25 protein-coding genes and 1 pseudogene are annotated in these 24,421 nt (G+C 54.7%); 12 read left to right on the top strand and 14 right to left on the bottom strand.

The window, feature by feature from the left end:
• Positions 1-123 precede the first annotated feature (123 nt).
• Positions 124-993 carry a LysR family transcriptional regulator gene (locus C8N30_RS08100; RefSeq protein ID WP_025064002.1) on the bottom strand — a complete coding sequence of 290 codons (870 nt, stop codon included), beginning with the start codon at positions 991-993 and terminating at the stop codon, positions 124-126.
• 165 nt (positions 994-1,158) lie between these two features.
• On the opposite strand from C8N30_RS08100, the gene C8N30_RS08095 reads away from it, so the two are divergent.
• The gene (locus C8N30_RS08095; protein WP_198021502.1) at positions 1,159-2,274 is read left to right on the top strand and encodes an S-(hydroxymethyl)glutathione dehydrogenase/class III alcohol dehydrogenase; all 1,116 of its coding nucleotides are present in this window, start codon (positions 1,159-1,161) and stop codon (positions 2,272-2,274) included.
• Positions 2,275-2,332: 58 nt separating this feature from the next.
• Here the strand turns inward: C8N30_RS08095 and C8N30_RS08090 are convergent, their stop codons facing one another.
• The gene (locus C8N30_RS08090; protein WP_025064000.1) at positions 2,333-3,241 is read right to left on the bottom strand and encodes a LysR family transcriptional regulator; all 909 of its coding nucleotides are present in this window, start codon (positions 3,239-3,241) and stop codon (positions 2,333-2,335) included.
• 95 nt (positions 3,242-3,336) lie between these two features.
• Here C8N30_RS08090 and C8N30_RS08085 point away from each other — a divergent pair, with 95 nt between their 5' ends.
• From C8N30_RS08085 to C8N30_RS19570, 6 genes are all read left to right on the top strand, one after another.
• Complete coding sequence (locus tag C8N30_RS08085; protein WP_025063999.1) at positions 3,337-3,633, top strand: DUF2218 domain-containing protein; 297 nt, start codon at positions 3,337-3,339, stop codon at positions 3,631-3,633.
• A gap of 108 nt (positions 3,634-3,741) precedes the next feature.
• Positions 3,742-4,584 (top strand): nuclear transport factor 2 family protein, encoded by an 843-nt coding sequence (locus tag C8N30_RS08080; RefSeq protein WP_025063998.1) that lies wholly within the window; start codon positions 3,742-3,744, stop codon positions 4,582-4,584.
• Between the two features lie 49 nt (positions 4,585-4,633).
• Positions 4,634-5,125, top strand: a complete 492-nt coding sequence (locus C8N30_RS08075) for a nuclear transport factor 2 family protein (protein ID WP_025063997.1) — start codon at positions 4,634-4,636, stop codon at positions 5,123-5,125.
• A 227-nt stretch (positions 5,126-5,352) separates the two neighbouring features.
• A complete protein-coding gene (locus tag C8N30_RS19790; protein WP_269667569.1) occupies positions 5,353-5,478 on the top strand; it encodes a hypothetical protein in 126 nt (41 codons plus the stop codon).
• Between the two features lie 6 nt (positions 5,479-5,484).
• Complete coding sequence (locus C8N30_RS08070) at positions 5,485-5,946, top strand: Rossmann-fold NAD(P)-binding domain-containing protein (protein ID WP_051567246.1); 462 nt, start codon at positions 5,485-5,487, stop codon at positions 5,944-5,946.
• A gap of 425 nt (positions 5,947-6,371) precedes the next feature.
• Positions 6,372-6,566: a hypothetical protein gene (locus tag C8N30_RS19570; RefSeq protein ID WP_249038043.1), complete on the top strand. Its 195-nt coding sequence runs from the start codon at positions 6,372-6,374 to the stop codon at positions 6,564-6,566.
• 732 nt (positions 6,567-7,298) lie between these two features.
• Here the strand turns inward: C8N30_RS19570 and C8N30_RS08055 are convergent.
• Together C8N30_RS08055 and C8N30_RS19930 are read right to left on the bottom strand one after the other, a co-directional pair.
• Complete coding sequence (locus C8N30_RS08055; RefSeq protein WP_025063995.1) at positions 7,299-8,834, bottom strand: AMP-binding protein; 1,536 nt, start codon at positions 8,832-8,834, stop codon at positions 7,299-7,301.
• 537 nt (positions 8,835-9,371) lie between these two features.
• Positions 9,372-9,487, bottom strand: a pseudogene (locus tag C8N30_RS19930) (IS3-like element ISMamg1 family transposase); the annotation flags it as partial.
• 191 nt (positions 9,488-9,678) lie between these two features.
• On the opposite strand from C8N30_RS19930, the gene C8N30_RS08050 reads away from it, so the two are divergent.
• The gene (locus C8N30_RS08050) at positions 9,679-10,008 is read left to right on the top strand and encodes a DUF2322 family protein (protein ID WP_025063994.1); all 330 of its coding nucleotides are present in this window, start codon (positions 9,679-9,681) and stop codon (positions 10,006-10,008) included.
• A 161-nt stretch (positions 10,009-10,169) separates the two neighbouring features.
• Here C8N30_RS08050 and C8N30_RS08045 read toward each other — a convergent pair whose 3' ends face one another.
• The 6 genes from C8N30_RS08045 to C8N30_RS08020 all read right to left on the bottom strand — a co-directional run bounded on the left by C8N30_RS08045 (position 10,170) and on the right by C8N30_RS08020 (position 18,346).
• Complete coding sequence (locus tag C8N30_RS08045) at positions 10,170-10,814, bottom strand: glutathione S-transferase family protein (protein ID WP_025063993.1); 645 nt, start codon at positions 10,812-10,814, stop codon at positions 10,170-10,172.
• 860 nt (positions 10,815-11,674) lie between these two features.
• On the bottom strand, positions 11,675-13,405 hold the full coding sequence (locus tag C8N30_RS08040; RefSeq protein WP_037968034.1) for a calcium-binding protein: 1,731 nt from the start codon (positions 13,403-13,405) through the stop codon (positions 11,675-11,677).
• A 701-nt stretch (positions 13,406-14,106) separates the two neighbouring features.
• Positions 14,107-14,790: a cation transporter gene (locus tag C8N30_RS08035; RefSeq protein ID WP_025063991.1), complete on the bottom strand. Its 684-nt coding sequence runs from the start codon at positions 14,788-14,790 to the stop codon at positions 14,107-14,109.
• 35 nt (positions 14,791-14,825) lie between these two features.
• A complete protein-coding gene (locus tag C8N30_RS08030; RefSeq protein WP_025063990.1) occupies positions 14,826-16,322 on the bottom strand; it encodes a heme biosynthesis protein HemY in 1,497 nt (498 codons plus the stop codon).
• Between the two features lie 10 nt (positions 16,323-16,332).
• Entirely contained in the window at positions 16,333-17,529 is a 1,197-nt protein-coding gene (locus C8N30_RS08025) for a COG4223 family protein (RefSeq protein ID WP_025063989.1), read from the bottom strand.
• A 115-nt stretch (positions 17,530-17,644) separates the two neighbouring features.
• Entirely contained in the window at positions 17,645-18,346 is a 702-nt protein-coding gene (locus C8N30_RS08020) for a uroporphyrinogen-III synthase (RefSeq protein WP_025063988.1), read from the bottom strand.
• A gap of 69 nt (positions 18,347-18,415) precedes the next feature.
• On the opposite strand from C8N30_RS08020, the gene tsaD reads away from it, so the two are divergent.
• Genes tsaD through C8N30_RS08000 form a run of 4 tightly spaced genes read left to right on the top strand, consistent with a single transcriptional unit; the run spans position 18,416 to position 21,162 of the window.
• Positions 18,416-19,519: a tRNA (adenosine(37)-N6)-threonylcarbamoyltransferase complex transferase subunit TsaD gene (gene tsaD, locus C8N30_RS08015; RefSeq protein ID WP_025063987.1), complete on the top strand. Its 1,104-nt coding sequence runs from the start codon at positions 18,416-18,418 to the stop codon at positions 19,517-19,519.
• Positions 19,516-20,469: an NAD(P)H-dependent glycerol-3-phosphate dehydrogenase gene (locus tag C8N30_RS08010; RefSeq protein ID WP_025063986.1), complete on the top strand. Its 954-nt coding sequence runs from the start codon at positions 19,516-19,518 to the stop codon at positions 20,467-20,469. The genes tsaD and C8N30_RS08010 overlap by 4 nt, the downstream gene beginning before the upstream one ends.
• A gap of 1 nt (position 20,470) precedes the next feature.
• Positions 20,471-20,743: a YciI family protein gene (locus C8N30_RS08005; protein WP_025063985.1), complete on the top strand. Its 273-nt coding sequence runs from the start codon at positions 20,471-20,473 to the stop codon at positions 20,741-20,743.
• Positions 20,743-21,162: an EVE domain-containing protein gene (locus tag C8N30_RS08000; protein WP_025063984.1), complete on the top strand. Its 420-nt coding sequence runs from the start codon at positions 20,743-20,745 to the stop codon at positions 21,160-21,162. The genes C8N30_RS08005 and C8N30_RS08000 overlap by 1 nt, the downstream gene beginning before the upstream one ends.
• Before the next feature lie 235 nt (positions 21,163-21,397).
• On the opposite strand, the gene C8N30_RS07995 is transcribed toward C8N30_RS08000, so the two are convergent.
• The 4 genes from C8N30_RS07995 to C8N30_RS07980 form a co-directional block, all read right to left on the bottom strand.
• Entirely contained in the window at positions 21,398-21,739 is a 342-nt protein-coding gene (locus C8N30_RS07995; protein ID WP_025063983.1) for a DUF2853 family protein, read from the bottom strand.
• Between the two features lie 114 nt (positions 21,740-21,853).
• On the bottom strand, positions 21,854-22,594 hold the full coding sequence (locus C8N30_RS07990; RefSeq protein WP_025063982.1) for an extensin-like domain-containing protein: 741 nt from the start codon (positions 22,592-22,594) through the stop codon (positions 21,854-21,856).
• Between the two features lie 6 nt (positions 22,595-22,600).
• Complete coding sequence (gene ahcY / locus C8N30_RS07985) at positions 22,601-23,989, bottom strand: adenosylhomocysteinase (protein WP_025063981.1); 1,389 nt, start codon at positions 23,987-23,989, stop codon at positions 22,601-22,603.
• Between the two features lie 93 nt (positions 23,990-24,082).
• Positions 24,083-24,388: a hypothetical protein gene (locus C8N30_RS07980; RefSeq protein ID WP_084273626.1), complete on the bottom strand. Its 306-nt coding sequence runs from the start codon at positions 24,386-24,388 to the stop codon at positions 24,083-24,085.
• Positions 24,389-24,421 lie beyond the last annotated feature (33 nt).

Below are 24,421 nucleotides of genomic sequence, written 5' to 3'. Positions count from 1 at the left end.
GCTTGAATAGAGACTGGCTCTTGCCGGACGAGGTCATCGTGATGTCGCTCTGTCAGCCATCTTAACGCTTCCCTGCTGACTATTCAGGCCGCATTCCTCAGCTGTAAAAGCGAGAACTGCCATTCATCGCAACCCTTCCCGAAAATAATCAATCAGCAGCCGCACCTTTGGTGAGAGATGACGGTTTTGCGGATAGATCGCCCATATACCATCGTCCGGCCTGCGGTATGTTTCCAAAACAGAGATCAGGCGCCCGGCAGAAATATCTGCCTCCACATAATAATCTGGCAACTGAATGATCCCCAGATTTTTTCGCGCTGCATCAACCAGTGACGCGCCACTGTTGCAGCGCAGATTTCCCTTTACCCGGGTATGCCGCGTGGTCCCATTTTCTTGAAATCGCCAATAGCCTAAGGTGCCTTGCAAGCAATTGTGGGCGTCAAGTTCGGATAGGGCATTTGGGGTGCCATGAGCAGCAAGATATTCTGGCGCGGCACAGGTATAATGCCTGCGAGAGGAAAGTCTTTTTGCCATCATCGAACTGTCTTCCAGTTCACCGAGCCGGATCGCCAGATCATAGCTTTCCGCTACAAGATCAAGTCGTTGGTTGGTCAGTCTGAGGTTGATCTCAAGTTCCGGATAACGCTGCAGAAAATCGTTAATCAATGGCGCGATGCGGTTTTCGCCAAACTTCACCGGGGCGGTCATGTTAAGCCGACCTTTGGGGTGCTGATGCAGATCGGTTACCGCGCGTTCGGCCTCGGCAAGGCCCTCGAGTACTTGGCGACAGTGGTTGTAATACACTTGCCCTGTCTCGGTGATCGTAACCTTGCGTGTTGTACGATAGAAAAGTTTGGTGTCCAGACGCACCTCAAGTGCGCCGACTTGGCGGCTGACCTGAGCAGTGGAAATCCCCAAGCGGTTGGCGGCGGCAGTAAAGCTCTGGGCTTCGGCCACGGCGACAAACTCGGAAACACCTTCCCAACTTAGCATGATGGTCCTTTCGTGCTCAGCGTCACAGTTATTATCTCATATAGGTAATAGTGTTTTTCGAATTCTATCCATTATAACTGCAAGGAAACAGTTTAGGTCACCGTTCTCAACAACGCCACACGGCAATTCACCTATTACTGCAAAGTGAGACGCATGACCGAAATCATTAAATGCAAGGCGGCCGTTGCTTGGGCCGCGAACAAACCGCTCTCGATTGAGGAAATCGATGTATTACCGCCGGAGGCGGGTGAAGTGCGCATCAAAATTATCGCCTCGGGAGTTTGCCACACCGATGCATTCACCCTGTCAGGTGAAGACCCCGAAGGGCTGTTCCCTGTCATTCTCGGCCATGAAGGAGGAGGGGTCGTCGAATCCATCGGCGAGGGGGTCACCAGTGTCGCCGTGGGTGACCATGTAATACCACTCTACACACCAGAATGCGGCGAGTGCAAATTCTGCACATCTGGCAAAACCAACCTCTGCCAGAAAATCCGGGAAACCCAAGGGCGCGGCTTGATGCCTGATGGGACCAGTCGTTTCTACAAGGACGGCCAGCCGATCCTGCACTACATGGGCTGCTCGACCTTTTCGGAATACACCGTTCTGCCCGAAATCTCGCTCGCCAAGGTAAACCCAGAAGCACCGCTCGAAGAGGTCTGCCTGCTGGGTTGCGGCGTAACTACTGGCATGGGTGCCGTGATGAACACGGCTAATGTCGAAGAAGGCTCGACTGTGGCGATCTTTGGCATGGGAGGCATTGGCTTGTCCGCCGTAATCGGAGCAACCATGGCCAAGGCCAGCCGGATCATCGTGATCGACATCAACGAAAGCAAGTTTGACCTGGCCCGCAAGCTGGGCGCGACCGATTTCATCAACCCCAAGGATCACGACAAGCCAATTCAGGACGTGATTGTCGAAATGACAGAAGGTGGCGTGGATTACTCATTCGAGTGTATCGGCAACGTTGATGTCATGCGCTCGGCGCTCGAGTGCTGCCATAAGGGCTGGGGTGAATCTGTGGTCATCGGTGTTGCCGGCGCAGGACAGGAAATCTCCACCCGCCCGTTCCAGCTGGTCACAGGTCGTGTCTGGCGCGGGTCGGCCTTCGGTGGCGTCAAGGGCCGGTCGGAGCTACCCGAATACGTCGAGCGTTACATGAATGGTGAATTCAAGTTGAGCGATTTCATCACTCACACCATGGGGCTGAACGATATCAACGATGCGTTCAAGCTTATGCATGACGGTGAAAGCATCCGTTCGGTCATTCATTTTGGCCAATAATCCTTCTCTTGGCCGTGCCCGTATCGGTGCGACCGGAACCACCTTTCCAGAGCACCGATTACTCAAGGGCCCTTACTTTTTTCAAATTCTCTTGTTGCAGAGCGATAAAGCGCACGAAGAGTAACGTAAGGCTCTCACGGCGGGACGTGTCCGGCCAGACGGCGAAAAAGCCAATCGGGATCAAGCCCCAATCCGGCAGAAGGCGCACCAGCTCACCCTTGGCTTCACCACGTGCGGCAAGGTGTTCTGGCAGGACCGTAACGCCGAGGTTCTGGCAGGTGAAGTGATGTAACGCGTCGATGCTGTCGACTTCGATGCGCGCTTGCCCCAGAACCTTGACTACTTTCCCATCAGGCCCGCTCAATGTGGTGTGATCAGGCCGGTATTTGTAGCGGAGCCAGTCCCAGCTCTCTAAATCAGAGGGGTGCGTAGGTTGCGGGCGGGTCGAAGCATACTTGGCACCCGCCACCAGCGCCCGGTCGCTTTCGCCCAGTTTGCGAGACATCATCGAACTGTCATCCAGCCATCCCACGCGAATGTTCACGTCAAATCCGTCTTCCAGCAGATCTTTCCGTTCGTCGGTGTAAGAGACCGAAATGGCCACTTGAGGGTGTTGCCGAACGAATTCTGCGATAGCCGTCGCTAATGAGGAAGTGGACATGAAGGCTGGCATTGATACCCGCAGTGCACCGACGGGTTCCAATGACAAGGCGTTAAGATCGTTCAGCCCGCTTTCCGCACTGCGCAGCATCTCTGCAACGCGTGCGTAGAACATGCGGCCCTCGTTCGTCAGCGCGATCTTGCGCGTTGTGCGGTACAGCAAGGTCACACCAAGATAGCTTTCAAGATCAGAGACCGTTTCGCTGACACGCGAAGGCGCAAGGCCGATCGCCTTTGCAGCCCCTCGAAAAGACCCTTCATCGACAACGCTGGCAAAGATTGCCATGTGCCGCAGATACTCGATCATTGTTCTGCCTGTCCGAATTATGACTTCTGAATTTTGTAAATACCCCGATCAGTCTCGCAAGGATAGATGTTCTATGCAGGAAAAGGAGCGACAATATGGACGCGAGCACATTCTTCACCACTCCGAATGCGGAACGCTATCTGGGTTCACTGTGCAAACATTTCGGGCACAAAGTCCCGGTAACCCACCAGCCTAGTTTCGGACGGATCGAGCTGCCCTTCGGCCAATGCGTGCTTTGTGCTGACGGAAACGGGTTGCTCCTGACTGTTGAAGCACCTGACAGGCCGCAACTCGACCAAACCGCTGAAGTGATTTCCAGCCATCTGGACCGCTTTGCCTTCCGCGAAAATCCGGACCTGACCTGGACTGTCGCCAACGGCACCAAAGCCTGACGCCCACCCGCTAACACTGCCATCTATCCACCCGATCCCTGCCTCAGCGCGCCCCACCCCGGGGCGCGATCAGAGCGGGCATGCCCAACCAACCCCGAGGAGACCACAATGACCCTGAACCAACTTTTTGCATCGGCCGCAATCGTTGCGACCCTGCCGCTGACCGCGCTGGCCGACAGCGCCGTCACCAAGGCCTTTGTTCTTGAAGCGCTGAAAAACACGCTGCTGGCCGGCGATGTGGCTGCGGTCGATCAGTATTTTGCCACAGACATCACCCAGCACAACGAGATGTTCGCCAATGGCATTGACGCGCAGAAGGGCGTCGTCGGCTTTCTTGCGGGCAACGGCAATTTCAAGGCCGACTATGTGCGGATGATCGCGGATGGCGACATTGTCGCCGTGCATGCCCGCTATGAGGGGTTCGGCGAAACGCCGATGATCGGCTTTGACGTCTTTCGCGTCGAGGATGGCAAGATCGTTGAACATTGGGACAACCTGATCCCCGAACAGCCCGCCAACCCTTCGGGCCGCAGTCAGATTGACGGCGCGACCGCGATCACCGATCTGGACCAGACCGCCGCCAACAAGGCCAAGGTCAAAGAGTTCATCACCCGTGCGCTGATCAACCAAGAGCAGGTTGATTTCACCCAGTACATCAATCCCGCCAACTACGCGCAACACAACCCGATGGTGGCTGACGGGCTGGACGGCTTTGGCGCTTTCATGGCCGAGATGGCCGCGCAGGGCATTTCCATGGAATACACCGATGTCCATCAGGTGATCGGCGAGGGCAACTTTGTCCTCACACTGTCTGAGGGCGCGTTGGGCGGCGAACCCACCGCCTTTTACGACCTCTTCCGCGTCGAGGACGGACTGATCGTCGAACATTGGGACGTCATCGCGCCCATGCCCGGCGAAGGGGCCGCCCATAACGAAGCCGGCAAATTCTGATCACAGCCCGACGCCCGGGCCGGACCCGGGCGCAAAGAAGGAGCACAAAATGAACCGCAGAACACTATTGAAAACTTCGCTGGGCGCATCGCTCGCAATCATCATTGGACAACACGCAGGAGCACAGGAAATGGACGAACAGACACAGGCAAGCTTTGACACCGTCATGGCCTTCATGGGCGCGATGGGATCAGGTGACATGGACATCATGGGTAAGCTCATGGCCGATGACATGGTCTGGCACAACGAAGGCGACCCAAGTCTGCCATGGATCGGCGGGGCGAAGGGCAAAGAGAACGTCTTCTCCTTCCTCGGCAGATTCTCGGAGAATTTCAAGACTACAGCCTGGGAAAACACCGATGCCTTTGCTTCGGGCGACACCGTAGCCGTCTTTGGCAAGATGAACGGCATCACCACCCATACGGGCAAGGAGACCGGTGAATTTACCTTTGCCCTGCGTGCCAAAGTGAAAGACGGCCAGGTAGTGCTGTGGCATTGGTTCGAGGACAGCTTTGCCGTCAGCCAAGCCTATCACGACTGATCTAGCCCGATAGCTTAGAACTCCCCACGGCAGGCTGCATGCAGCCTGCCTGTCACAAGAGGCACAAAATAGGATCATCGCAGTTACCGCAGTGTCCGGCCATCTGGGCGCAACAATCGCAAGTGAGTTGACCGAACGGGGCGAAACCGTCATCGGGCTGGCACGTACCCCGTAAAATGTCACCGACCTGAATATCGAGGTACGACCCCAGCGACTACGCCGACCGAGTGCAGCTTGAAGCCTCGCTGGAAGGGGTGGACCGCCTGCTGCTGGTGCCGGGCAATGGCGACCCGGCTGCGCACCACAATGTGATTGCCGCGGCAAAAGCCGTAGGCGTGGAACGGATCATTTAAACCAGCGTGCAGGGGCCTGAGACCGGCGCCGCCTTGTCGCCGGTGGTCAATAGCAACCGTAAGACAGAGGCCGACATTCGCGCCAGTGGCATAGGCTGGGTCATCGGGCGCAACGGCATCTATATCGAGCCCGACATCGGATATATCGACAGCTATCGCAAGGCGGGCGAGATCGCCAACTGCGCGGGCGACGGGCGTTGTGGGTATACGACGCGTGGGGAACTGGCGGTGGCCTACGCCCTTATATTGGCCGAACCGCAACACCACTGCCAGACCTACAATCTGCACGGCACGCTAATCACCAAAACCGACCTTCCGGCCTACATGAACCGCGCCTTTGGCACCGATCTGACCTTCCGCACCATGAGTGTCGAAGACTACCGCACCGCGACGCGCCTTTCTCATCGGCATCTGGCTGGCGCTGGAACTGTGCCGTTTGATCACATGGGTGCTGATCCAGGACATTGATGCAGGCGGGTCTTCCGAGGCGTGGCACTATCCCGCCTATCTGGACCTGTTCGCGGTAGTGGGTGCCGTGCCACTAGTCTGGGCGGTCTGGGCGTGGCGCGGCCTTTCAACACGGGTGCCGCTGGTGGTTTACTGGGCGATTTCGCTTGTCGACCACAGACATGTTTTCCCGACTCTCCTCCTACTGGTTTTGGGTGCTCCTAGCCTTGCCCGGTCTTGTTGTGCTCAACAGCCTGATCAATGCACCCGACGCTAAAGCTATCACGAAGCACTGCATCCCACCGGCGAGTTCGGGGCGCTTCATGGTTATCGGAATGATGGCCTCACCGCTGGGGCTGCTTTTTTAAGGGTTGGCGCGGTCCGCGCTGCTTGCAAAAAAACGCCGTTATTTTGGCGTCGCAGCCTTCTTTTATGCGCTGGCGCACATGGTGTTGTATCTGATTGATCTGGGCACGGTGCAGAAGGTCACGGCAGACGTACCAAGTCTCTACATCTGGACCGGCTGGATCGCCTTCGTAATCTTCGTGCCGCTGGCCCTCACCTCATCAGACTATTTCGTGCGAAAATTGGCCAGAACTGGAAGACACTGCAACGCACGACCTATGCCGCTGCGGTTCTGACCCTCCTGCACTGGGCGGCACTACATGACTGGGGTGGTTTTGGCCCGGCAATGTTCCATTTCGTGCCGCTTGGTCTGCTGGAGGCCTATAGGGTCTGGTACTGGTTTCTGCGGCCGCGATAACAAATCACTTGGGACGAATGGTGGCGAGCCAAGGGCCTTTTGGGCTCGTCTGAGCTAACAGACTTTGCCTGAAGTCTTATCATGACCAGACAGACGCTGATCGTCGATATGGGAAGAGTAAAATCACATTGTGTCGCATCAAGCAATTTGGATGCCCGTTTATGAATACCGAATTTTAGTGCTTGATATGCTAGATGACCGCAATGGGCTGGAAGCGGCGGCTTTCAGCGGGGGCGGGAGACTGAAATTCGCGGCCGACCGTGCGAACCTCCGCTATCGCAGGCTTGCAGAACTCTGGATCGTAAGGTTGCTGTGGAATGAGAGAACGCCTGCTTTGGGAAACCCCATGCCAAAACATCGGCGATGAAGTAGGTGTGGCCCTTCATTAGGATCTGCCTATCAAATGGTCGTTGTGCCGCTGAAAGTGAAGATCAGCTTTGCGCACAAAGCTTTTTATACCTTAACGCTCAGTTCGCGAGTTCAGTGTAAACGGAGCCCGCCAACACCACGACAGTTACAAACCGTCTGCTCAGAGGGCGGTTCCGTTCAGTTGATGCTATCATGTATGCGGTGGGTTACTTTTAACGTGATCACCTGATCCGATTAGAACTCAAATCTTCCGACCGGCACTTTCCCAGTACGGGCTTCGCAACACTTGTTTGAATATTTTACCACTGTCCTGTCGAGGCAGTGATCGGTGGAAGTCGATAATTCTCGGATACTTGAAGCGTGCGAGTTTTCCGTCTAAAAACTCCAGAACTTCTGTAGAACTGTGCGTCCAACCTTCAGCTGGTTCGATAGCCGCCACTATCTGCTCTCCGAATTCTGGGTGTGGCGCACCAAAAACAGCGACGTCGCGGATAAATGGCGCCCTCATTAATACAGCTTCGATCTCGGCGGGAAAAATGTTGGCACCGCCAGAGATAATCATATCTTTTTTACGGTCCGTAATGAAAAGAAAGCCGTCCTCGTCCAACCAGCCCAAGTCACCCACTGATATATGGCCGTGTTTCTCAGAAGCGATCCTGCTTTCAGGATCGTTTGAATAATCAAATCCGCCAAAAGCATCCATCCGCGCATAGATTTCGCCCACCTCGCCTGAAGGCGTTATATTTCCCTCCGGATCAAGAATAAGAACTGTCCCCCCCATCTGCATTTTTCCTGCTGTACCAGGCTTTGCCAATGCATCCTGGGAGGAGGCCATAGTCATAAAGCCAATTTCGGTCGCGCCATAGCTTTCCCAAAAAACAGGCCCCCACCATTCGATCATTGCCGCCTTGAGGTCGTGAGGCCATGGTGAGCCAGTGGAGACGCAGTATTCGATGGAAGACAGATCGTACCGCGCCTTAGTCTCTTCAGGCAATTTCAGCATCAGGCTCATCATTGTTGGAACAAGATAAATATGTGTGATCCGATGCGATTGAATTGTCGCTAAAAACTCTTCGGGATCGAATTTTGCAGCAACAAGTGTCGATACACCGGGCGCGATCAATGCAGCACTTGTCAGTGTCGAGGGCGCAGAATGATAGATTGGCGCGGCGGTAAAGAAGCGTGACCCTGGCCTAAGTTGCATCATCTCTGCACCAACGCGCGACAAGACGTCTTCAAAGTTTATACGGGGTCCCGATCCTATACGAACCACTCCCTTGGGCGTCCCCGTTGAGCCGGAGGTGTAGCGCCTAAGGGGGCGCATCATTTCACGTTGTGTCAAAGGAGCCTGCTTCTGTGCAAGATCGCCCCATTCTGGAGTATCAGGGTCTGTATGCGCGGCAGTACTGTCAATTTCATATGCTTTACACAGGCCCTCTCCAGGTGTGACTCCAATCACAACCCGGCCCTCCAATGCAGGGCGTAACGCGTCAATAAGATCGCGGTGGATAATAACAAAACGTGCACCACTGTCGTCGCAAATCGCGGCAACTTCGTCGACGGCCCCGTGCCAATTCAGCGCAACAATAATGGTTCCAGCCAAAGCTGCGGCGCGCATTATTTCAAGTTGTACCAAATCATTGCGCATTATGATTGCAACAGGAACATCTGCGCCTGCGCACATAGCAGTCAACGCACTCGCTCCTTTTGCCGCCTGCTCTTCAAATAAATCTCGAGAGATCTGATGATCGAGATCTGCAATCATTGCTTCGGTCATATTGTCTTTTCCGTCTTAAATCTAATTGAGTTGCACTAAGATGCCATTTCCTTTTTCCGAAGCTCAGTCATGTCACCTCTGCGGCGCAAGAGATCTCGTTATGCGAGGCCTCGGCTGAATTTTCCGGATCCGCGGCACCCTTCATTTAAAACACAACATACTCAGCAGTATGTTACGGTCATCTCTGAAGTGTTCTGTGTCAAGTGAGTATTCCATAAGCTTACGTATTCGCCAAGTTGTGGAAACTTCTGGAGGCCAGAGAACATAAGGTGTGTATCTCAAGCAGTTGCCTCTAGACGCCTGCCCTGTGCCCCAATCTCTCTCCAGCTTTGCGCGGAGTCCTTGGGGTTAAATCTGTGACCTTAGGCGGCCAATTTATCCATCGTTTTCTCTACGAAAATCCCGTTGGCGTAAGGTCAATTAGAGCTGAATGTGGCCTACTCCGATTGTAATCCTACTATCAGTCGCCGCACATTTCGCGAGCGTCACCTAATGTGGCCACAGCGTTTCCACGAGGCATTCGCCCCGTAATTTTCAGTTGATGCTTTCGATAAAAGAGCTTTCCTGAGGCTTTCCTGGCGCGATATAGTGCCACGAAAGTCTGCATCCTGAACCCATTTTAGGATCGCCATTCTAGTGAATTCGCTGCTATTTTCGGGCGTAAGAAGTTAGTAAGCGGGCCTGCTCAGTGAATGCGTGGGAGGCATAAATGGCAGCTAAGGGCCAAAATTCATGACCTATGGGGACGCAAAAGATTTCAACAGACTTTTAGGTACCCAAAGCTCGGGACACAGAATATAAGTCGTTCGACACGAAGCCAAGGCGCCCGTTAAAGGACATCGAGATGATTAAGCCAACTGTATCGTTTAAGGAAAATTTGCAACTTTTACCGTCTGTTGAAAACCTCGCGCGCATCGATCTTATTGATCAAGATGGTACTCTTGTTGGATCCATTGAAAATGCGCCGGGCAAGCAGGGGTCACTCGTCGTATATAGGTATCTTCAACAGTCTTTTGGCACACTGGACGCGAACGCTGCAGTGCATGGCCTCGATGTTTTTGCTGAACATACAGCAGATGCAAAGGACCGTCCTGGAGCACATCCTAATATCGACCGCTTGCTCAAGATCGTAGATGGCGGTGCTCCGTTAGATATTCGGCTCGTTGAGGCTTAGACTTCACGTTAATCCTATTGCGGTTGTATAGGGTCGGGCGATTTCTTCACATTCTGCTATCGGCTCAGAACGGCGGTTTTTCGATTGTTGCACCGCTTTGCCACCTCCCGCGGGCATGGGCCGCTTTTGGCCGCCTGCAATAACGGCGCAAGTTTCTCAAATTACAGCGCGCCTTTTTCTTGCATGTAATTGAGCATCGCAGGGCGATAGGCCTTAAGTTCTGTGGCTACAGATTGGTGCTTCAACATGTCTGAGCGGTAGGTCTGAACTGCCTGAGGCCATTCCAGCCGGGGCACAACCGTCCCTTCAAAAAGGGCGATCCACTCAAGGGTCACAATCGTGCCCGGATCACCCATCCAGAGCCGGTCACGCGGCAGCTCCGGTCGCTGTAACATGATGCCCAATCCGTGCAGCCGCAGGTTGATCTGCGCGTGCGCTATACTGATCGCTGCGGCATCACGGACTTTAGGATCAACATGAGGGAATGTCAGACGCAAGGCAGGTTCTAATCGCGTATCCGCAAACCGAGAGCGCTCCCGCGATCTGGCACGTGCGGCAAGCGTGTCCGGCAACATTGGAATTTCCGGATATTTTTCTTCCAGATATTCGGCAATCGCTTCGCTATCTGTCAGCGTAAAGTCCCCGTCAACGAGCGCGGGTAAATTGCCTGACGGCACAAGTGCCAGATATGTGGAAGAACCACCTCCACCCGGCGGCGGGACTTCTCTAAACAATAGCATCTTATGCCGTAATAAGATGCGCAACTTGGCACAATATAGCGAATGGTCGGAGGTATAGATGAGCATGTATCACATTGGTTTGTTTGTAGGGGCATTCCGGAGATGCTGTGCCTCTTGTTTAGACCCGTGGCGGAAAATTTAGAAGTGTCCAGCTAACTTCGCCCGCATCGCAGTCCCGACACCACTAAAAGCTTCTTTCCATTCCTAATGCTCTCTTTGGGGAAGCTGTGGTGCGGCATAGCGATGATCGTTTAATGTCCGCTCTAGGCAGGTCGTGTCGAATCTGTCCACGCTGTAATCGCGAAATTTTCGATCATCGCCGTGGATCGTTAGTGTTCATTTGACCGTTAGCTACGCATTGCACCAAGGTCCGGTTTGCGCCGCCAAATGGCCGATCAGAGTGTTTCATGGAGCTTTGCGGTGTGACGCGAAATTATATGCGCTCAACTCGCGCAGATTTATGTGCGCATTAATTAGCCCAAGCCACTCATATCTGATGAGAGAGGCACAATATTACGCGCACGCCTACTTGTTGTTACAGAATCGCGCATAACCTTTCGTTCGATCCAAAACCTTGCGCGGTTCGCCCAATAGGTTGCGCTTTCATCGGTTAAGGAAATTTCCGATTATCAGGATCACCTCCCTGCGCTGTGTCCCTTTTCCAATGCTAGGCCTAGGCTGCGTTCATGGTAGAATTAGCGCAGATAATGAACATATCACCAACCTTCTTCGGCGGCAGTCGTATAAATCCGGGTAGCAATTAAACTGACTTTATCTGATGCGTCTAGTTGCAGAGTGCAGCCCGCATGACCAAAGTCACTGGACCCACTGGGTCACAAGAGGTGTGGCGGGCAAGATCGGCGGGGCAGCCGCGAGACACTTATCGTAGGATTGTAATAAAAGTCAGGCGGGCGGATCTCGAATTTTTAGGAGAAGACGAAATTATCGTCATCCATTAGCTCTTCGAGGTCTTCCTCCCTTTGAAGCTGTACAAGGCTGCGCTGATTAGTCTCTTCAATAGACAACATGCCATAGCTTTTACCGTCAAGTACAAGAGAGGTAGCGTTTAGGTCGGATATGTCATCGGTGTGAGAAAACCCTGATAGCAGAATTTTGTCCTCTCCGATCTCAAAGTCCTCAATTCGGTCAATCTGACGGGCGCGCATGTCGGCATCACCCTGAAGATCGACCCAGTTTAACAAGTCCTCATCGGAATAGGCGAAGATGTCCTTACCCGTGCCGCCCCACGTCAGGTCTTGATCCTTTCCGCCGTGAATCCAATCGTCGCCGGCGCCACCGAAGAGCGCATCATTGCCTTGACCACCTGTCAGTGTATCATCGCCACGTTGCCCGTGTATGCGATCATTCCAACCGCCTCCGTGGAGCCTATCATCACCTGTGCCCGCCCAAAGGGTATCACGACCACTTCCACCGCGCAGCAGATCGTTGCCGACCGAGGCATAGATACGGTCGTTTCCGCTGTCGCCGCTAAGGTGGTCTGCGGCGTCGCCCCCACTCATCCGGTCGTGCCCCGCACCACCAAACAGCGTGTCGCGCCCAGATTGTCCGCGTAGTGTGTCATGACCTTGTCCGCCGTCCAGCCAATCCTCGCCACTGCCGCCTGCCAGCATATCTTCGCCTGAATCGCCTTGCATCGTGTCATTTTCGCTTCCGCCGAAAAGGAAGTCGTTGCCCGTGCCGCCAATCAGCAGGTCATCGTCGAGCCCACCTGCAAGACTATCACTGCCTGCACCGCCTGATAGCGTGTCGTAACCCTTGCCTGCGTTGATCAGGTCGTTACCGTCAAGTCCCTCAAACCGGTTGTTTGTGACATCCTCTGGTATCGATGCGCTACGAACGCGGGTATCATAGACAGCGTCATTTCCGGCCGAGCCAAAAAAATCTGCCTCTTTGTCACTGTCCCCCATGCCACGTATCGTGTCGAAATTGGCCCATTGCGAGATCAAATTGGCGGGCACTTCGTTTACCTGATCTATGAACCTGACACTGGCGTCAGGGTCCTGACTGGCCCGCAGCATCGCTTGAAGATCCCTTGCACTTAGGAAATGCCGCTCAGCTCCCCCTTCGCGCGCACCTTCCAGTGCAAAGTAAGCATTATCGCCAATCTGCATCCATTGTTGGTCTTTGAAGGCGAACAGGTGCACGTCATCTGGCGGATTGTGCAGATCAAGCACGTCATCGTCGAGCATCAGCACGTCTTCTGAAGCGTTGAAATCATCTATGCGCCCGATAATAACGCCGCTGGCCTCGCTTGCGTTAACAAAGGCGAATGTATCCGCGCCCCCATCCCCATAAGCGTGATGGCCGGTATACCTCGCCTGCTCACCCCGGATAAATCTGTCGGGCCCTTTGCTAAGATCCATAATAAGCGTGTCGTCGCCGTCCCCACCGAACATATGCACCTGCCCGCTGCCTGGGATGCTGGCATACAGGTAATCTTCACCAGCGCCCCCGCGCAGGCCCGTAATCCCCTTGGCATTCGCTGCGATCAGACGGTCGTTGCCATCGTCGCCAACCAGCGTGTCTGCACCGCCTCCACCGATCAGTGTATCGTTACCATTCGCGCCTTCCAATCTTTCATTCCGGTCTGTGCCTGTAATACGATCATTGCCATTTGTGGTGATACCTCTGGGCATATTGGATACTCCAAATACAATTAACAGCCCTGTCACTGGCATCCTCTCTTTCGGAGGGCGGGCTTGGATTGTTCGCGTTATGGCGACAATACATTTGCAAATCGTTGAGTTTTGGTTGCCAAATTCTTACCGTCGCGGGTGTATCGGCGGGCGCCTGAGCGGCGTCATATCCCCAAAAAGGAGCACTGCACATGCGCTACGCTGCTGTCACAGCGATGGCTATTGTTTCGAAAATCGATAATAATTTGGTGAATTGAGGACGCTGCGGAAGCTAGATACCAGCGGCATCGTCGCCAGAAAGGACATGGATGAACATTGATTTCACAACCGCATCTCAGTCACGGCTTTACATTAGGTGAAGTCGCAAAACTATGGAACGGCCCCGCTGATTTGATCCTGAAGGGATAACACACTGGAAAGCGCTAAATCAGCGTCACAACAAGCCATTCCCCGAAACAGAGCTACCGTCACTTTCGTCAGGTCGCGCCATAAAAGAGCTGTAATATGCAGCTGCTTTTAACCTTTTCCCAACCCTAACTAGGCTGTCAGCGATATCCACCTTCGGTGATTCCTGCCTTTAGCTACGCAGCGTACATACGTCCGAATGGAGCAGTGCTGATTATCATTGCGCAGCAGCAGGCATGTCCCCCGATTAGGTTAACCTCTTGCCGCGCTACAATCATGGTAAGAGCCCGACAGGACTAATTGCCGACCGCAGCTTCAGCGCGGGATTTTGACCGCGCCCTCAGCCAGCGCCTTGCCAGCGTGAGCACGATAACAGCACAGGCTGTTCCAAAATAAACCGCACGCAATTGATCTGGAAACAAGTCAGGCGCAGCCAAGACGGCAGCGGAATAGAGATAAGCACCGCCGGCTGCCAGCGCTATAAGCGTATTCACATCAGGCGCAAGCATTAGTAGGGCCGTGATACCACGGCGGAAAAAACGCAGGCCCGGACCCATTAATACAATCGCTGAGAGCACAGATTGCAGCTGCCACGATGTTTCGATTCCGATACCGTTGTCGATCGCAGCCTTCATTGCAGGAAAAAAATAGCTTCCAGTCTCAATGACAATCACGGGAAGCGAAAGTACGGTGGCAATAAGTGTCGCACGGCGCAGCGAGGTGGCATCGTTCTCCTTCGCATCGCGCCGTGCGCTTGCTGCTTCGTCTTCTTTCAAATCACCCGGATATCCGGCCTTCTCAAGCGCAGCAAAGGCATCCTTGAGCGCCTTAGCAGAATTTACAGAAAACCAGGCTGTCTTATCGGTAAATGTGACGGATGCCCCCTCGACGCCCTCGACGTCATCCAGTGCTTTTTGAGCACGCGCGGCACAGGCATCGCATGACATGTTACGCACATAAATACAGAAGGTATCAGACATCTGAAGCTCGCTTCAGAGCCGACACAACCGCGAAGTTATCTGGTATCCCGATCATTCCCAGCCTCTGGTGCGACCTCATCGTCGATGATTTGAGCATCTTCTATTGTCACATCCTCGGCCACAGGGGGGACACCGTCCGCCCCCGAGCTATCCCCGAGCGCACCAACAATCAGTGGCAGCATCTGCACGCCTGTCGGTGTAGCGACTTCGGACAATGGGGGGCGCTTCCACTCGAGCGTATCAAAGCTGGAGCAGTTTTCGCAGATCGGCTTCCATTCATTATGGATGTGCTGACAGTTATCGCAGATCCACTGTGGTCCACGTGGCACGGCAATCGCACGCGCGAGCCATCCTTTTACAACAGTATCGGAGGCCCCTTCGCCGCGCTCGATCACCGCCATCAGCGTCACGGAACGTGCATCTGGATCTGTCTCGACCAGATCACCAAGCGCGCGGCGCGCTTCAGGGAAATCCTCGTTTGCGATGTGCAACTCGGATAGCAGCATGCGCGTCTCAGGGTGGGTAGGATTAATTTTTGTCAAAGCAGCAAACCGCTTGATCCGTGCGGGAGGTGCCTCGTCTGGCGCAATGGCTGCAAAGGCAGCAGCCAAATCTGGATGGGGCCGCGCCTCCCATGCCTTTTTCAGAACACGAGTGGCATACCGTGGCTTGTTCTGCGCTATGTAACCATGAGCAGCCATCACGGCGGCAGGGATCAGATCAGGCGACATACGGTTTGCTTCGATAGCTGTTTCACGCGCTTCGATTGAGCTTGAATCGTCGATGATGACTTTCGCTTCAGAGAGGGCAAGAACAGCATCGCGACGTTTATGAACATCACGCGGCAACTGCCCGTTGCGCAGCTTGGTGTTGAGGGTTTTCCGTGCACCGGTCCAGTCTTCTTTTTCCGCCTGAAGGCGCAGCAGCAGATCGCCGGTCTCTTCATGCTTTGGCTTAAGTGCGAATGCCTTTTCCGCCAATTGCAGCGCGGTCTCGTTGTCACCAGCCGCCAATTTTTGCTTCATAATGCCCCGCACCCCTACGAAACGGGTTTGCTCGTTCTCGATAAGCTTGCGGTATGCTTCTTCTGCTTTTCGCGTGTCGCCCGCCATTTCGGCGGCCTGCGCAGTGAGCAGGTTGGTTAGTTCCGGCTTATTGAGGTACTTCTCGGCCTTGGCCGCTTTTGCCATGGCGACGCGCCCCTCGCCACTGGCGAGCGCCATCATCCCTTCGGAGAGGGCGTCAAACCCCCTACGCTCGCGGTTGCGATCGAAATACCGCGATAGCGCCGTTTCGTCCCCGTTGAGGAATTTCCAGACCGCGACCAGCAATGCCAGCACCTTGAGGATGATCCAAACTGCAAACACTAAAAGGACAAGGAGAAGGACGGATTCCAACGGACCAGGGTTCAACTCCTGGCCGAAGGCGCGGACTTGAAGACCGCCGTCAGCCTGAAGCAAATAGCCTGCACCCCAAGCAAGTGCGCCAACAACACAGAAGAAAAAGATGATTTTAATCAAGGACCAGAGCATATTGTTTTCCTTAGTCTGCCGTTAGGCGTTTTGCCAAAGCATCTGCCGCAGTGCGCGTTGCAAGGCGGGCGTCAGCCGCTGTACGCCAGCCTTCAATCGCGGCTTGTGCTTCTTCGGGCAGGGCATCGAGTTCAGTCAGGGTAACCGCCAGATCACCGGTTTTTATCGCAGCTTCAGCACGGGATAGCACCGCGTCGGGATCATTCCCCTCGCGCGGAACGACAGAGCGTGCCCCGAGCGAGCGTTTGAGGAAACTGCCAATCCCTTGCTGTCCTTCTTCGCCACCACTGGCGCGCGCTGCCGCCAATGCTGTGCGCGCCTGATCAGGAAATTCGCTTTGCAGTGCGCTTAGTGTGGCAACACCGCTGTCTGCATTGGCTGTAAGCGCAGGATCGATTTCGCCAATATCGAGTGCGCTCAGTGTCGCAACGGCATCCGCGAAAGGTTGACCCGCATCAATAGCCGACAAAATGCTGGCAATTGCCGTCTGACCACTTGCTATTCTGGCGGCATCAGCTGTGGCTTGCTCCACCGTTTTAGCGTTACTTAACAACGCTGCAATCTCGCCGCGCTGGGTTTCGGCGGCTTGCTTGAGCGCTTCAAGCTCGGCGGCATAAACCTCCGCTGCACCCGTATCACCAACTTGGGAAGGCGCGACAGCTGGGCGCTCCTCAAGGGCAAGCAAGCGGCCTTCAATGTCACTAAGTTGCGTCTCGATGGGTGTCAGATCAACGCTGGCCATCGAGGTAGTGGGGGGCTCGGCACTCTCCAGCGCGGCAATCCGCTCTTGCTGGCTGCTCAGATCGCTGCGCAGTTTATTTGTGATTGCGGCATCATCCTTGCCAAACGCATCGAATTCAGACGCCATAAAGCCAACAACGCCGGCAACGATGCCGCCTAAAACTAGCGGCAGGAAAATGCTCTTTTGCTCGGGCGGACGGGCCACAACTGGTGCCGGATGAACCGCCTCGTGCTCATTCCGCGGTGTGGCTTCCGGCTCTTCGGCCAGAATATCTTCGGGCTTTGTCTCGTCTGTTTTCTCGTCTTCAGTATGCGTCTCTGAAGGCTCGACGACCTCAACATCTTCAGCCTCCGTGGCAGGGTCCCCGGTGACGTCCGGCTTTGTATCCAGAGGCGCCTGCTTTGAGACTTCCGCCTCAACAATAACCGCATCCTCGATTTTTGTTTCTTCTGCCTTGTTCTTCACAGATTTTCTGCTGGAAGGTCCGGTTTTCTTGGATGACGCCACGACAAACACCTTTTTCGATTCATGCCCGCAGAATTCGGACTTTTATAAAGCCTAGCGCGCATCCTCCCCCCCCTCAAGGCAGGCTGAGGTTCCAGCACAGGTTTTCCACCGCTTTACGCATATATATCGCCTGCGGTGATTGTAATATAAGGCATTGTGCAGTTTTTTCATTGTGAAAAGGGCACGCGACAGAATCGCTGAGCGCGATTATGTGGGCATGTTCAAGCAAACCTTGGGCCTGAGAAGACAATTGCGCGGCGCTTCGCAGTGAAAATACCGGCACAATACAAGGTGCTTTAAGCGCCTCCATGGCCTCAGGATCCAGAGGTAGCAAGGTTTGTTGGTAGATCGCGATATGTCTCGTGGTGATCCCCTCGGCTGTGAGGGTTTCGGCAATATCCCCGATTGTATGGGCGCCGCCCAGATGCACCAAAGGCATCACTGGCCGCATCTCGCGCAGCCGTGCAATTAACTCATGCGCATTTTTGCCAGACAGCTGTGCATCCCATCCACGGCGCTTGGCTTCGGCTGTTGTAACGGTCCCCACACAAAATGCCGGACGCCCCCGGCCATCAGGCGCATAGTCCACACCATTTGCAGAGGTGAATATGGCAGCCTGGACGTCATGGGGCGCAAGTGCTGCCAACGTTCCGGTAATTTCCATAAGTGGTGCCACCAGCAACCGCACCCGCGCCAGTGCGGACGGATCAAGAGCGGCTGCAAATCCATGCGATCCCCCGCTTGGCCGCGTCAGCAAAAGGGTGGGCACTGCCATGGACGGTGTAACGCTCTCAGGATTGTTTGCCGGACGGCTAAGTGTTACCTGCAGCAGACCCGCGTTGCAATGGAAACTACCCTGCTTATGTCCTCCCTTACCATCCTCGGAATCGAGAGTAGCTGTGATGATACGGCCGCGGCAGTTCTGCGCGGACATGCAGGCAGCGCCGATGTAATGTCGTCGGTGGTGATGGGCCAAACCGCTCTGCACGCGAACTTCGGCGGTGTTGTACCTGAAATTGCAGCGCGCGCGCATGCTGAAAAGCTTGATCTTTGCGTAGTTCAGGCGCTGGATAAGGCCGGTGTGGGATTGGAAGATATCGATGCCGTTGCGGTCACTGCGGGACCGGGTCTAATTGGCGGTGTTGTCTCTGGCGTTATGTGCGCCAAGGGGATCGCGCTCGCGCGGGATCTGCCGCTCTATGGCGTCAACCACCTTGCCGGTCATGCGCTCACGCCACGGTTGACCCATGGTGTGGCTTTTCCCTATCTGATGCTTTTGGTGTCGGGAGGGCACTGCCAGTTTCTGATCGTGTCGGGACCGGATGAATTTAAGCGCCTTGGTGGCACCATTGATGATGCCCCTGGCGAGGCCTTTGACAAGGTAGCGCGCCTCATCGCACTCCCCCAGCCGGGAGGGCCGGCAATCGAGGCATGTGCTTTCAACGGCGATGCAAGCAGGTTCAAACTGCCCCGACCCCTTTTGGACCGTGCCGGATGTGATATGTCGTTTTCAGGTTTAAAAACCGCTGTGCTGCGTCAACGCGACAGCCTGTTAGTGGAGGCAAAACTGAAATCACAGGATCAGGCCGACCTTGCAGCAGGATTTCAGGCGGCGGTGGTTGACGTCCTGTCCGAAAAAACCCGTCGCGCCATGGCGATTTATACCCCCCTCACCAGCACCCCGGCGATTTGCGTTGCAGGCGGCGTCGCCTCAAACATGGCAATACGCAGCGCAATACAATCCATTGCGGCAGAATTCGGCGCCGCCTTCATCGCACCACCGCTTGCATTGTGCACAGATAATGCCGCGATGATCGCGTATGCCGCGCTTGAGCAGATGGGAACCCGCAACCCTGATGGAATGGCGTTGTCCGCGCGCCCACGTTGGCCGTTGGATCAAACCGCCCCCGCAATGCTAGGGAGCGGCAAAAAAGGGGCAAAAGCATGAGCATTTCCGTTCTGGGCGGCGGGGCATTCGGCACGGCCCTTGCAATTGCCCTTTCGGGACAGAGGCCGGTCACCCTCTGGGCCCGTGACCCCGCAGATATGCAAATCAACCGCGAAAATAAAACGCGGCTACCGAATTGTCGTTTTCCCGATGCTTTGACTGTGACGGGCGATCTGGCGCAGGCTCTTGCCGCGCAGACGATCCTGCTTGCGCTGCCCATGCAACAGTTGCGCGGATTTATCAAAACCCACGCCTATATGTTGGCTGGGAAATCGTTGATCGCCTGCTGTAAGGGGATCGAACTGAGTACCGGTGCGGGACCAGTTCAGATAATTGCCCAAGAAGTGCCCGATGCTCACGCTGCTATTTTGACCGGCCCCAGCTTTGCCGTCGATATCGCGCGCGGATTGCCCACTGCACTTACGCTTGCGGTGGCGGATGAAGTGGTTGCAAAGGCTTTGCAGGCGCAACTCACAACTCCCGCGCTTCGCCTGTACAGGACCAAGGATACTGTTGGGGCCGAACTGGGCGGCGCACTCAAGAACGTAGTCGCGATTGCCTGTGGCACGGCAATGGGTGCGGGCATGGGGGAGAGCGCTCGTGCCGCATTGATGACCCGCGGCTACGCCGAAATGCAGCGGATGGCGGCCTATCGTGGCGCGGATCCGGACACCCTTGCAGGCTTATCCGGCTTTGGTGATCTCACCCTAACCTGCACCTCTGAAGGATCGCGGAATTATCGCCTTGGGCTCAGCCTCGGACGGGGAGAGGTGTTTGATGCCGGTACAACAGTCGAAGGCGCGGCGACTGCGCAGGCGGTGGCCCAAGTCGCAAGACAGGCTGGCCTTGATATGCCAATCACGATGGCCGTTGCCGGACTACTTGATAAATCGTTAGATGTGAAGGCGGCTGTTCACAGCCTCCTAACCAGACCTTTGAAAGAAGAATAACATGCTTGTATGCCTGATAGCCCATGACAAAACCGGCGCGCTGGAAGTGCGATTGGAAAACCGTTCCGCGCATGTGGAATATTTGAAAAGTACCGATCACGTGCATCTGGCAGGCCCGTTGATTGACGCGGAGGGTGGCATGTGCGGTTCGATGATTGTGCTCGATGTGCCTGACATGGCAGCTGCCGAAGCTTGGGCAGCAAATGATCCCTATGCAAAAGCAGGGCTTTTCAGCGCTGTCACCTTGACCGAGTGGAAAAAGGTAATCGGCTGATGCGGTACTGGCTCTTTAAGTCCGAGCCCTCTGTTTGGGGCTGGGACGATCAGGTGGCCAAAGGCAATGCCGGTGAAGAATGGGACGGCGTGCGTAATTATCAGGCTAGAAATTTCATGCGTGAGATGGCCGTGGGCGATCTGGGCTTTTTCTATCATTCCCAAAAGGAAAAAGCGGTCGTCGGTATCGTGGAGGTTTGTACGTCGGCCCACGCTGACAGCAGCACGGATGATCAGCGATGGGAATGTGTGGACATCCGCGCCGTGCGACCCTTCGTACTTCCCGTCACGCTCGAGGCGGTCAAGGCGGAAGATCGACTATCCGACATGGCGCTGGTGCGTAGCTCCCGGCTGTCAGTACAGCCGGTAACGGAAGCCGAATGGAAAATTGTCTGTGCTCTCGGAAAGACCGAGCCCTAAGCGAGACCGTGCATGAAAAAAGGGTTCCGGCACCCCGCCAGAACCCTTTCTCACCCCGTGCGCTCCCTTAACCCCGGCACACGTATTCGAAATATGTTCTGGCCGTACTGGCCGTTGAAGATGGAATATAACGCCCTGATAATTTTCGCAAGAAAGCAGTGGGTTAAATCCAACTCAAAAAAGAAACACCCGCTTAACCAAGCGGGAGTTTCCTGTACCGAGACCTGTGTCAGGTTTAGTTATAGACGGCTTCTTTGCCAAAATGCTTTGTCAGCATATAGTAGATTACTGCGCGGTATTTGTTGCGCTCGGACTTACCATATGTCTCAATTACTTTGTTGATCGCTTCCATCAGGTCGGGACCGTCCGGCAGCCCCAGCTTTTTGACGAGGAAGTTGTTTTTTACGGTCTCCAACTCTGCTGGCTGACTTCCGGCAACAGTAGACGCATCTGCATTATAAATTGACGGACCGCAACCGATCGTGACTTTTGTCAGCAACGCCATGTCAGGCTCTACACCGCATTTACCTTTGAGATCTTCCGCGTATTTCGCGATCCATTCATCCCGCTTGCCCATAAAATACTCCCCTTTTTTTGGACCAAGTCAGCTTTACTGCTGACGCTCCTAAAAACCCTAGACTGAAACACTTGGTGGGCAAAAGGGATTTTTCAGGCTTATTTCCCCCCGATTTCATCGGCAAAGGCCAAAACCTGTGTGCTGGAGATGGAAGTGATCAGCATGCAAATTGTTATACTCAGGACCCAGTGTAACGCGAAACCATTTGCAGGCAGTAATATTTGCACGCCTGAGAAAGCTGCTTTTAACCTCTGCGCCTTCCCAGTCGCTCAACAAAATAAGGCGGGTCCCATCTGCGAGAACAAAGCCACTAATATCGATTGAGTTTGCTGTGGAGTGGGTGCTTATCCTACCTGATCCACCTAATGGTGTTCTTATCGGACGGCACGAATAGCTTGAAAAATGTTCAATTTGTTTAAGGCTTTGATCAAATAGCTCCCGTGCGGCGGGTTGAAGGTCGTGCTGCGTCCACATGGCCAGCCTGAGCGCTGTCTGGCAGCGGGTGTTCACTGGGGCAACCAGGGCACCCGCAACGCCGCTTAAGGTAACCTGCGGCGCGATAAAGCATTGCTCACTCTCGGTGAAGTCCGGCTTCACCACGGCCTGTGCGCCTGTCGCGAGCGCTGCAAGACACACCGCATCATCGCCCAGCGCCCTTCTCAATTTCCACCGGGTCAATGATGTTACCGGATCACTTACGACCAAAGGCTGTACCGGGTTCCATTCTGGTGACAACGGCGTATCAGGATGTACCATCACTTGCCACGTACCAAAACCTGCACCGATAAGGATAAAAAGCAGCAGCGCCGCCCAGTGGAAAACCGGACGGCGCTTATATTTATCTTGCTCGCTCATTCGCGCTTAATAGCGGTAATGCTCGGGCTTGAATGGGCCTTCAGGCGGCACACCAATATAGGCGGCCTGCTCGGAGTTGAGCTTGCTGAGCTTTACACCGATACGGTCGAGATGCAGGCGCGCAACTTTTTCATCCAGATGCTTCGGCAGGATATACACCTCGTTCTTGTACTGTTCGCCGCGCAGCCAAAGTTCCATCTGCGCCAACACTTGATTGGTGAAGGATGCGGACATCACAAACGACGGGTGACCGGTAGCATTACCGAGGTTCAGCAAGCGGCCCTCGGAGAGCAAGATCAGGCGGCTGCCGGATGGCATCTCGATCATATCCACCTGTTCTTTGATGTTCGTCCATTTATGGTTCTTGAGGGCTGCGACCTGAATTTCATTATCGAAATGGCCGATGTTGCCGACAATAGCCATATCCTTCATCTCGCGCATGTGCTCGATCCGGATCACATCCTTGTTTCCGGTTGTCGTGATAAAGATATCCGCAGTACCGACAACATCTTCCAGCAAAACAACCTCGAATCCGTCCATAGCTGCCTGAAGCGCGCAAATAGGATCGACTTCGGTTACCTTGACGCGCGCACCAGCCCCCTGAAGGGACGCGGCAGAGCCTTTGCCCACATCACCATAGCCTAGAACGACCGCGACCTTACCCGCCATCATCGTATCTGTGGCGCGGCGAATACCGTCCACCAGGCTCTCTTTGCAGCCGTATTTATTATCGAACTTTGACTTGGTTACGGAATCATTCACGTTGATCGCGGGGAACGGCAGCTGTCCCTGTTTGAAAAGATCATACAGGCGGTGAACGCCAGTAGTGGTCTCCTCAGATACACCGACAATCTGATCACGCATTTTGGTAAACCAGCCGGGTGTCGCTTCCATACGTTTTTTGATCTGAGCTTTGATCACAACCTCCTCGTCGGAGGTGGGAACAGGGATGATCTCCTCGCCAGCCTCGGCTCGTGCGCCCAGAAGGATGTAGAGCGTTGCGTCGCCACCATCATCCAGAATGAGGTTCGGACCTTCGGGGAACATGAAAGATTTATCGAGATAGTCCCAATGCTCTTCGAGCGACTGACCTTTGATAGCAAATACAGGAGTGCCACCCGCAGCAATTGCTGCGGCGGCGTGATCTTGCGTGGAGAAGATGTTGCAAGAAGCCCAGCGAACATCGGCGCCAAGCTCTACTAGCGTTTCGATAAGGACGGCGGTCTGGATCGTCATGTGAAGCGATCCAACAATCCGTGCCCCCTTCAACGGCTTTTCAGCGCCATATTCGCTGCGCAACGCCATCAGGCCGGGCATTTCCGTTTCTGCGATATCCAGTTCCTTACGGCCATACGCTGCAAGGTCGATGTCTTTTACGATATAGTCATTGGCCATTGTGGCGCTCCTTCGTATCTGTTGGAGCGCGCATAGCACCAAGGTCGGGTTTTCGCAATCTGCGGCGTTTGTTGGTTACAGGGGCGAATTGCCTCAGCCGTCGGTGCGCGCCTGAATAGAGGCGAGCATTTCTTCGGGATCCATCCCAGCTGACCAGTTACCGCCCTGCGCTTCTACACAAGCATTTCCGTCAGAAAGAGTACGAACCAGGGTCCACGACCCGCTTGCATCAGACACCCACAGACGCGTGTTATCGCGTGAAGGTCCCGAAACAGGACTTTCCCCGTACCAGTCTATAAGAGAGGATTGCAACTCAGCGGCATTCATACAAACGTCTTGCGCTGCGGCGGTAGTCGTCATGGCGATAATCGCTGCAAATGCTGTGAATGTGGTTTTCATCTTCATCTCCTTGTTGCAGCATCAACCGCAACA

Origin of the sequence: Sulfitobacter guttiformis (assembly GCF_003610455.1) — a bacterium.
Taxonomy (GTDB): domain Bacteria; phylum Pseudomonadota; class Alphaproteobacteria; order Rhodobacterales; family Rhodobacteraceae; genus Sulfitobacter; species Sulfitobacter guttiformis.
This window is presented reverse-complemented; position numbering and strand designations above follow the sequence as displayed.

Bases quoted from the DNA above. Each gene is read 5' to 3' on its own strand.
- C8N30_RS07995 (WP_025063983.1), bottom strand. From the start codon at position 21,739: ATGGGCAAGCGGGATGAATGGATCGCGAAATACGCGGAAGATCTCAAA.
- C8N30_RS08005 (WP_025063985.1), top strand. From the start codon at position 20,471: ATGCTTGTATGCCTGATAGCCCATGACAAAACCGGCGCGCTGGAAGTG.
- C8N30_RS08035 (WP_025063991.1), bottom strand. From the start codon at position 14,790: ATGTCTGATACCTTCTGTATTTATGTGCGTAACATGTCATGCGATGCC.
- C8N30_RS08100 (WP_025064002.1), bottom strand. From the start codon at position 993: ATGCTAAGTTGGGAAGGTGTTTCCGAGTTTGTCGCCGTGGCCGAAGCC.
- C8N30_RS07990 (WP_025063982.1), bottom strand. From the start codon at position 22,594: ATGAGCGAGCAAGATAAATATAAGCGCCGTCCGGTTTTCCACTGGGCG.
- C8N30_RS08030 (WP_025063990.1), bottom strand. From the start codon at position 16,322: ATGCTCTGGTCCTTGATTAAAATCATCTTTTTCTTCTGTGTTGTTGGC.
- C8N30_RS08055 (WP_025063995.1), bottom strand. From the start codon at position 8,834: ATGACCGAAGCAATGATTGCAGATCTCGATCATCAGATCTCTCGAGAT.
- C8N30_RS08000 (WP_025063984.1), top strand. From the start codon at position 20,743: ATGCGGTACTGGCTCTTTAAGTCCGAGCCCTCTGTTTGGGGCTGGGAC.
- ahcY (WP_025063981.1), bottom strand. From the start codon at position 23,989: ATGGCCAATGACTATATCGTAAAAGACATCGACCTTGCAGCGTATGGC.
- C8N30_RS08075 (WP_025063997.1), top strand. From the start codon at position 4,634: ATGAACCGCAGAACACTATTGAAAACTTCGCTGGGCGCATCGCTCGCA.
- tsaD (WP_025063987.1), top strand. From the start codon at position 18,416: ATGGAAACTACCCTGCTTATGTCCTCCCTTACCATCCTCGGAATCGAG.
- C8N30_RS08010 (WP_025063986.1), top strand. From the start codon at position 19,516: ATGAGCATTTCCGTTCTGGGCGGCGGGGCATTCGGCACGGCCCTTGCA.
- C8N30_RS08020 (WP_025063988.1), bottom strand. From the start codon at position 18,346: ATGGCAGTGCCCACCCTTTTGCTGACGCGGCCAAGCGGGGGATCGCAT.
- C8N30_RS07980 (WP_084273626.1), bottom strand. From the start codon at position 24,388: ATGAAAACCACATTCACAGCATTTGCAGCGATTATCGCCATGACGACT.
- C8N30_RS19570 (WP_249038043.1), top strand. From the start codon at position 6,372: ATGGTGTTGTATCTGATTGATCTGGGCACGGTGCAGAAGGTCACGGCA.
- C8N30_RS08080 (WP_025063998.1), top strand. From the start codon at position 3,742: ATGACCCTGAACCAACTTTTTGCATCGGCCGCAATCGTTGCGACCCTG.
- C8N30_RS08090 (WP_025064000.1), bottom strand. From the start codon at position 3,241: ATGATCGAGTATCTGCGGCACATGGCAATCTTTGCCAGCGTTGTCGAT.
- C8N30_RS08085 (WP_025063999.1), top strand. From the start codon at position 3,337: ATGGACGCGAGCACATTCTTCACCACTCCGAATGCGGAACGCTATCTG.
- C8N30_RS08040 (WP_037968034.1), bottom strand. From the start codon at position 13,405: ATGCCCAGAGGTATCACCACAAATGGCAATGATCGTATTACAGGCACA.
- C8N30_RS08050 (WP_025063994.1), top strand. From the start codon at position 9,679: ATGATTAAGCCAACTGTATCGTTTAAGGAAAATTTGCAACTTTTACCG.
- C8N30_RS08045 (WP_025063993.1), bottom strand. From the start codon at position 10,814: ATGCTCATCTATACCTCCGACCATTCGCTATATTGTGCCAAGTTGCGC.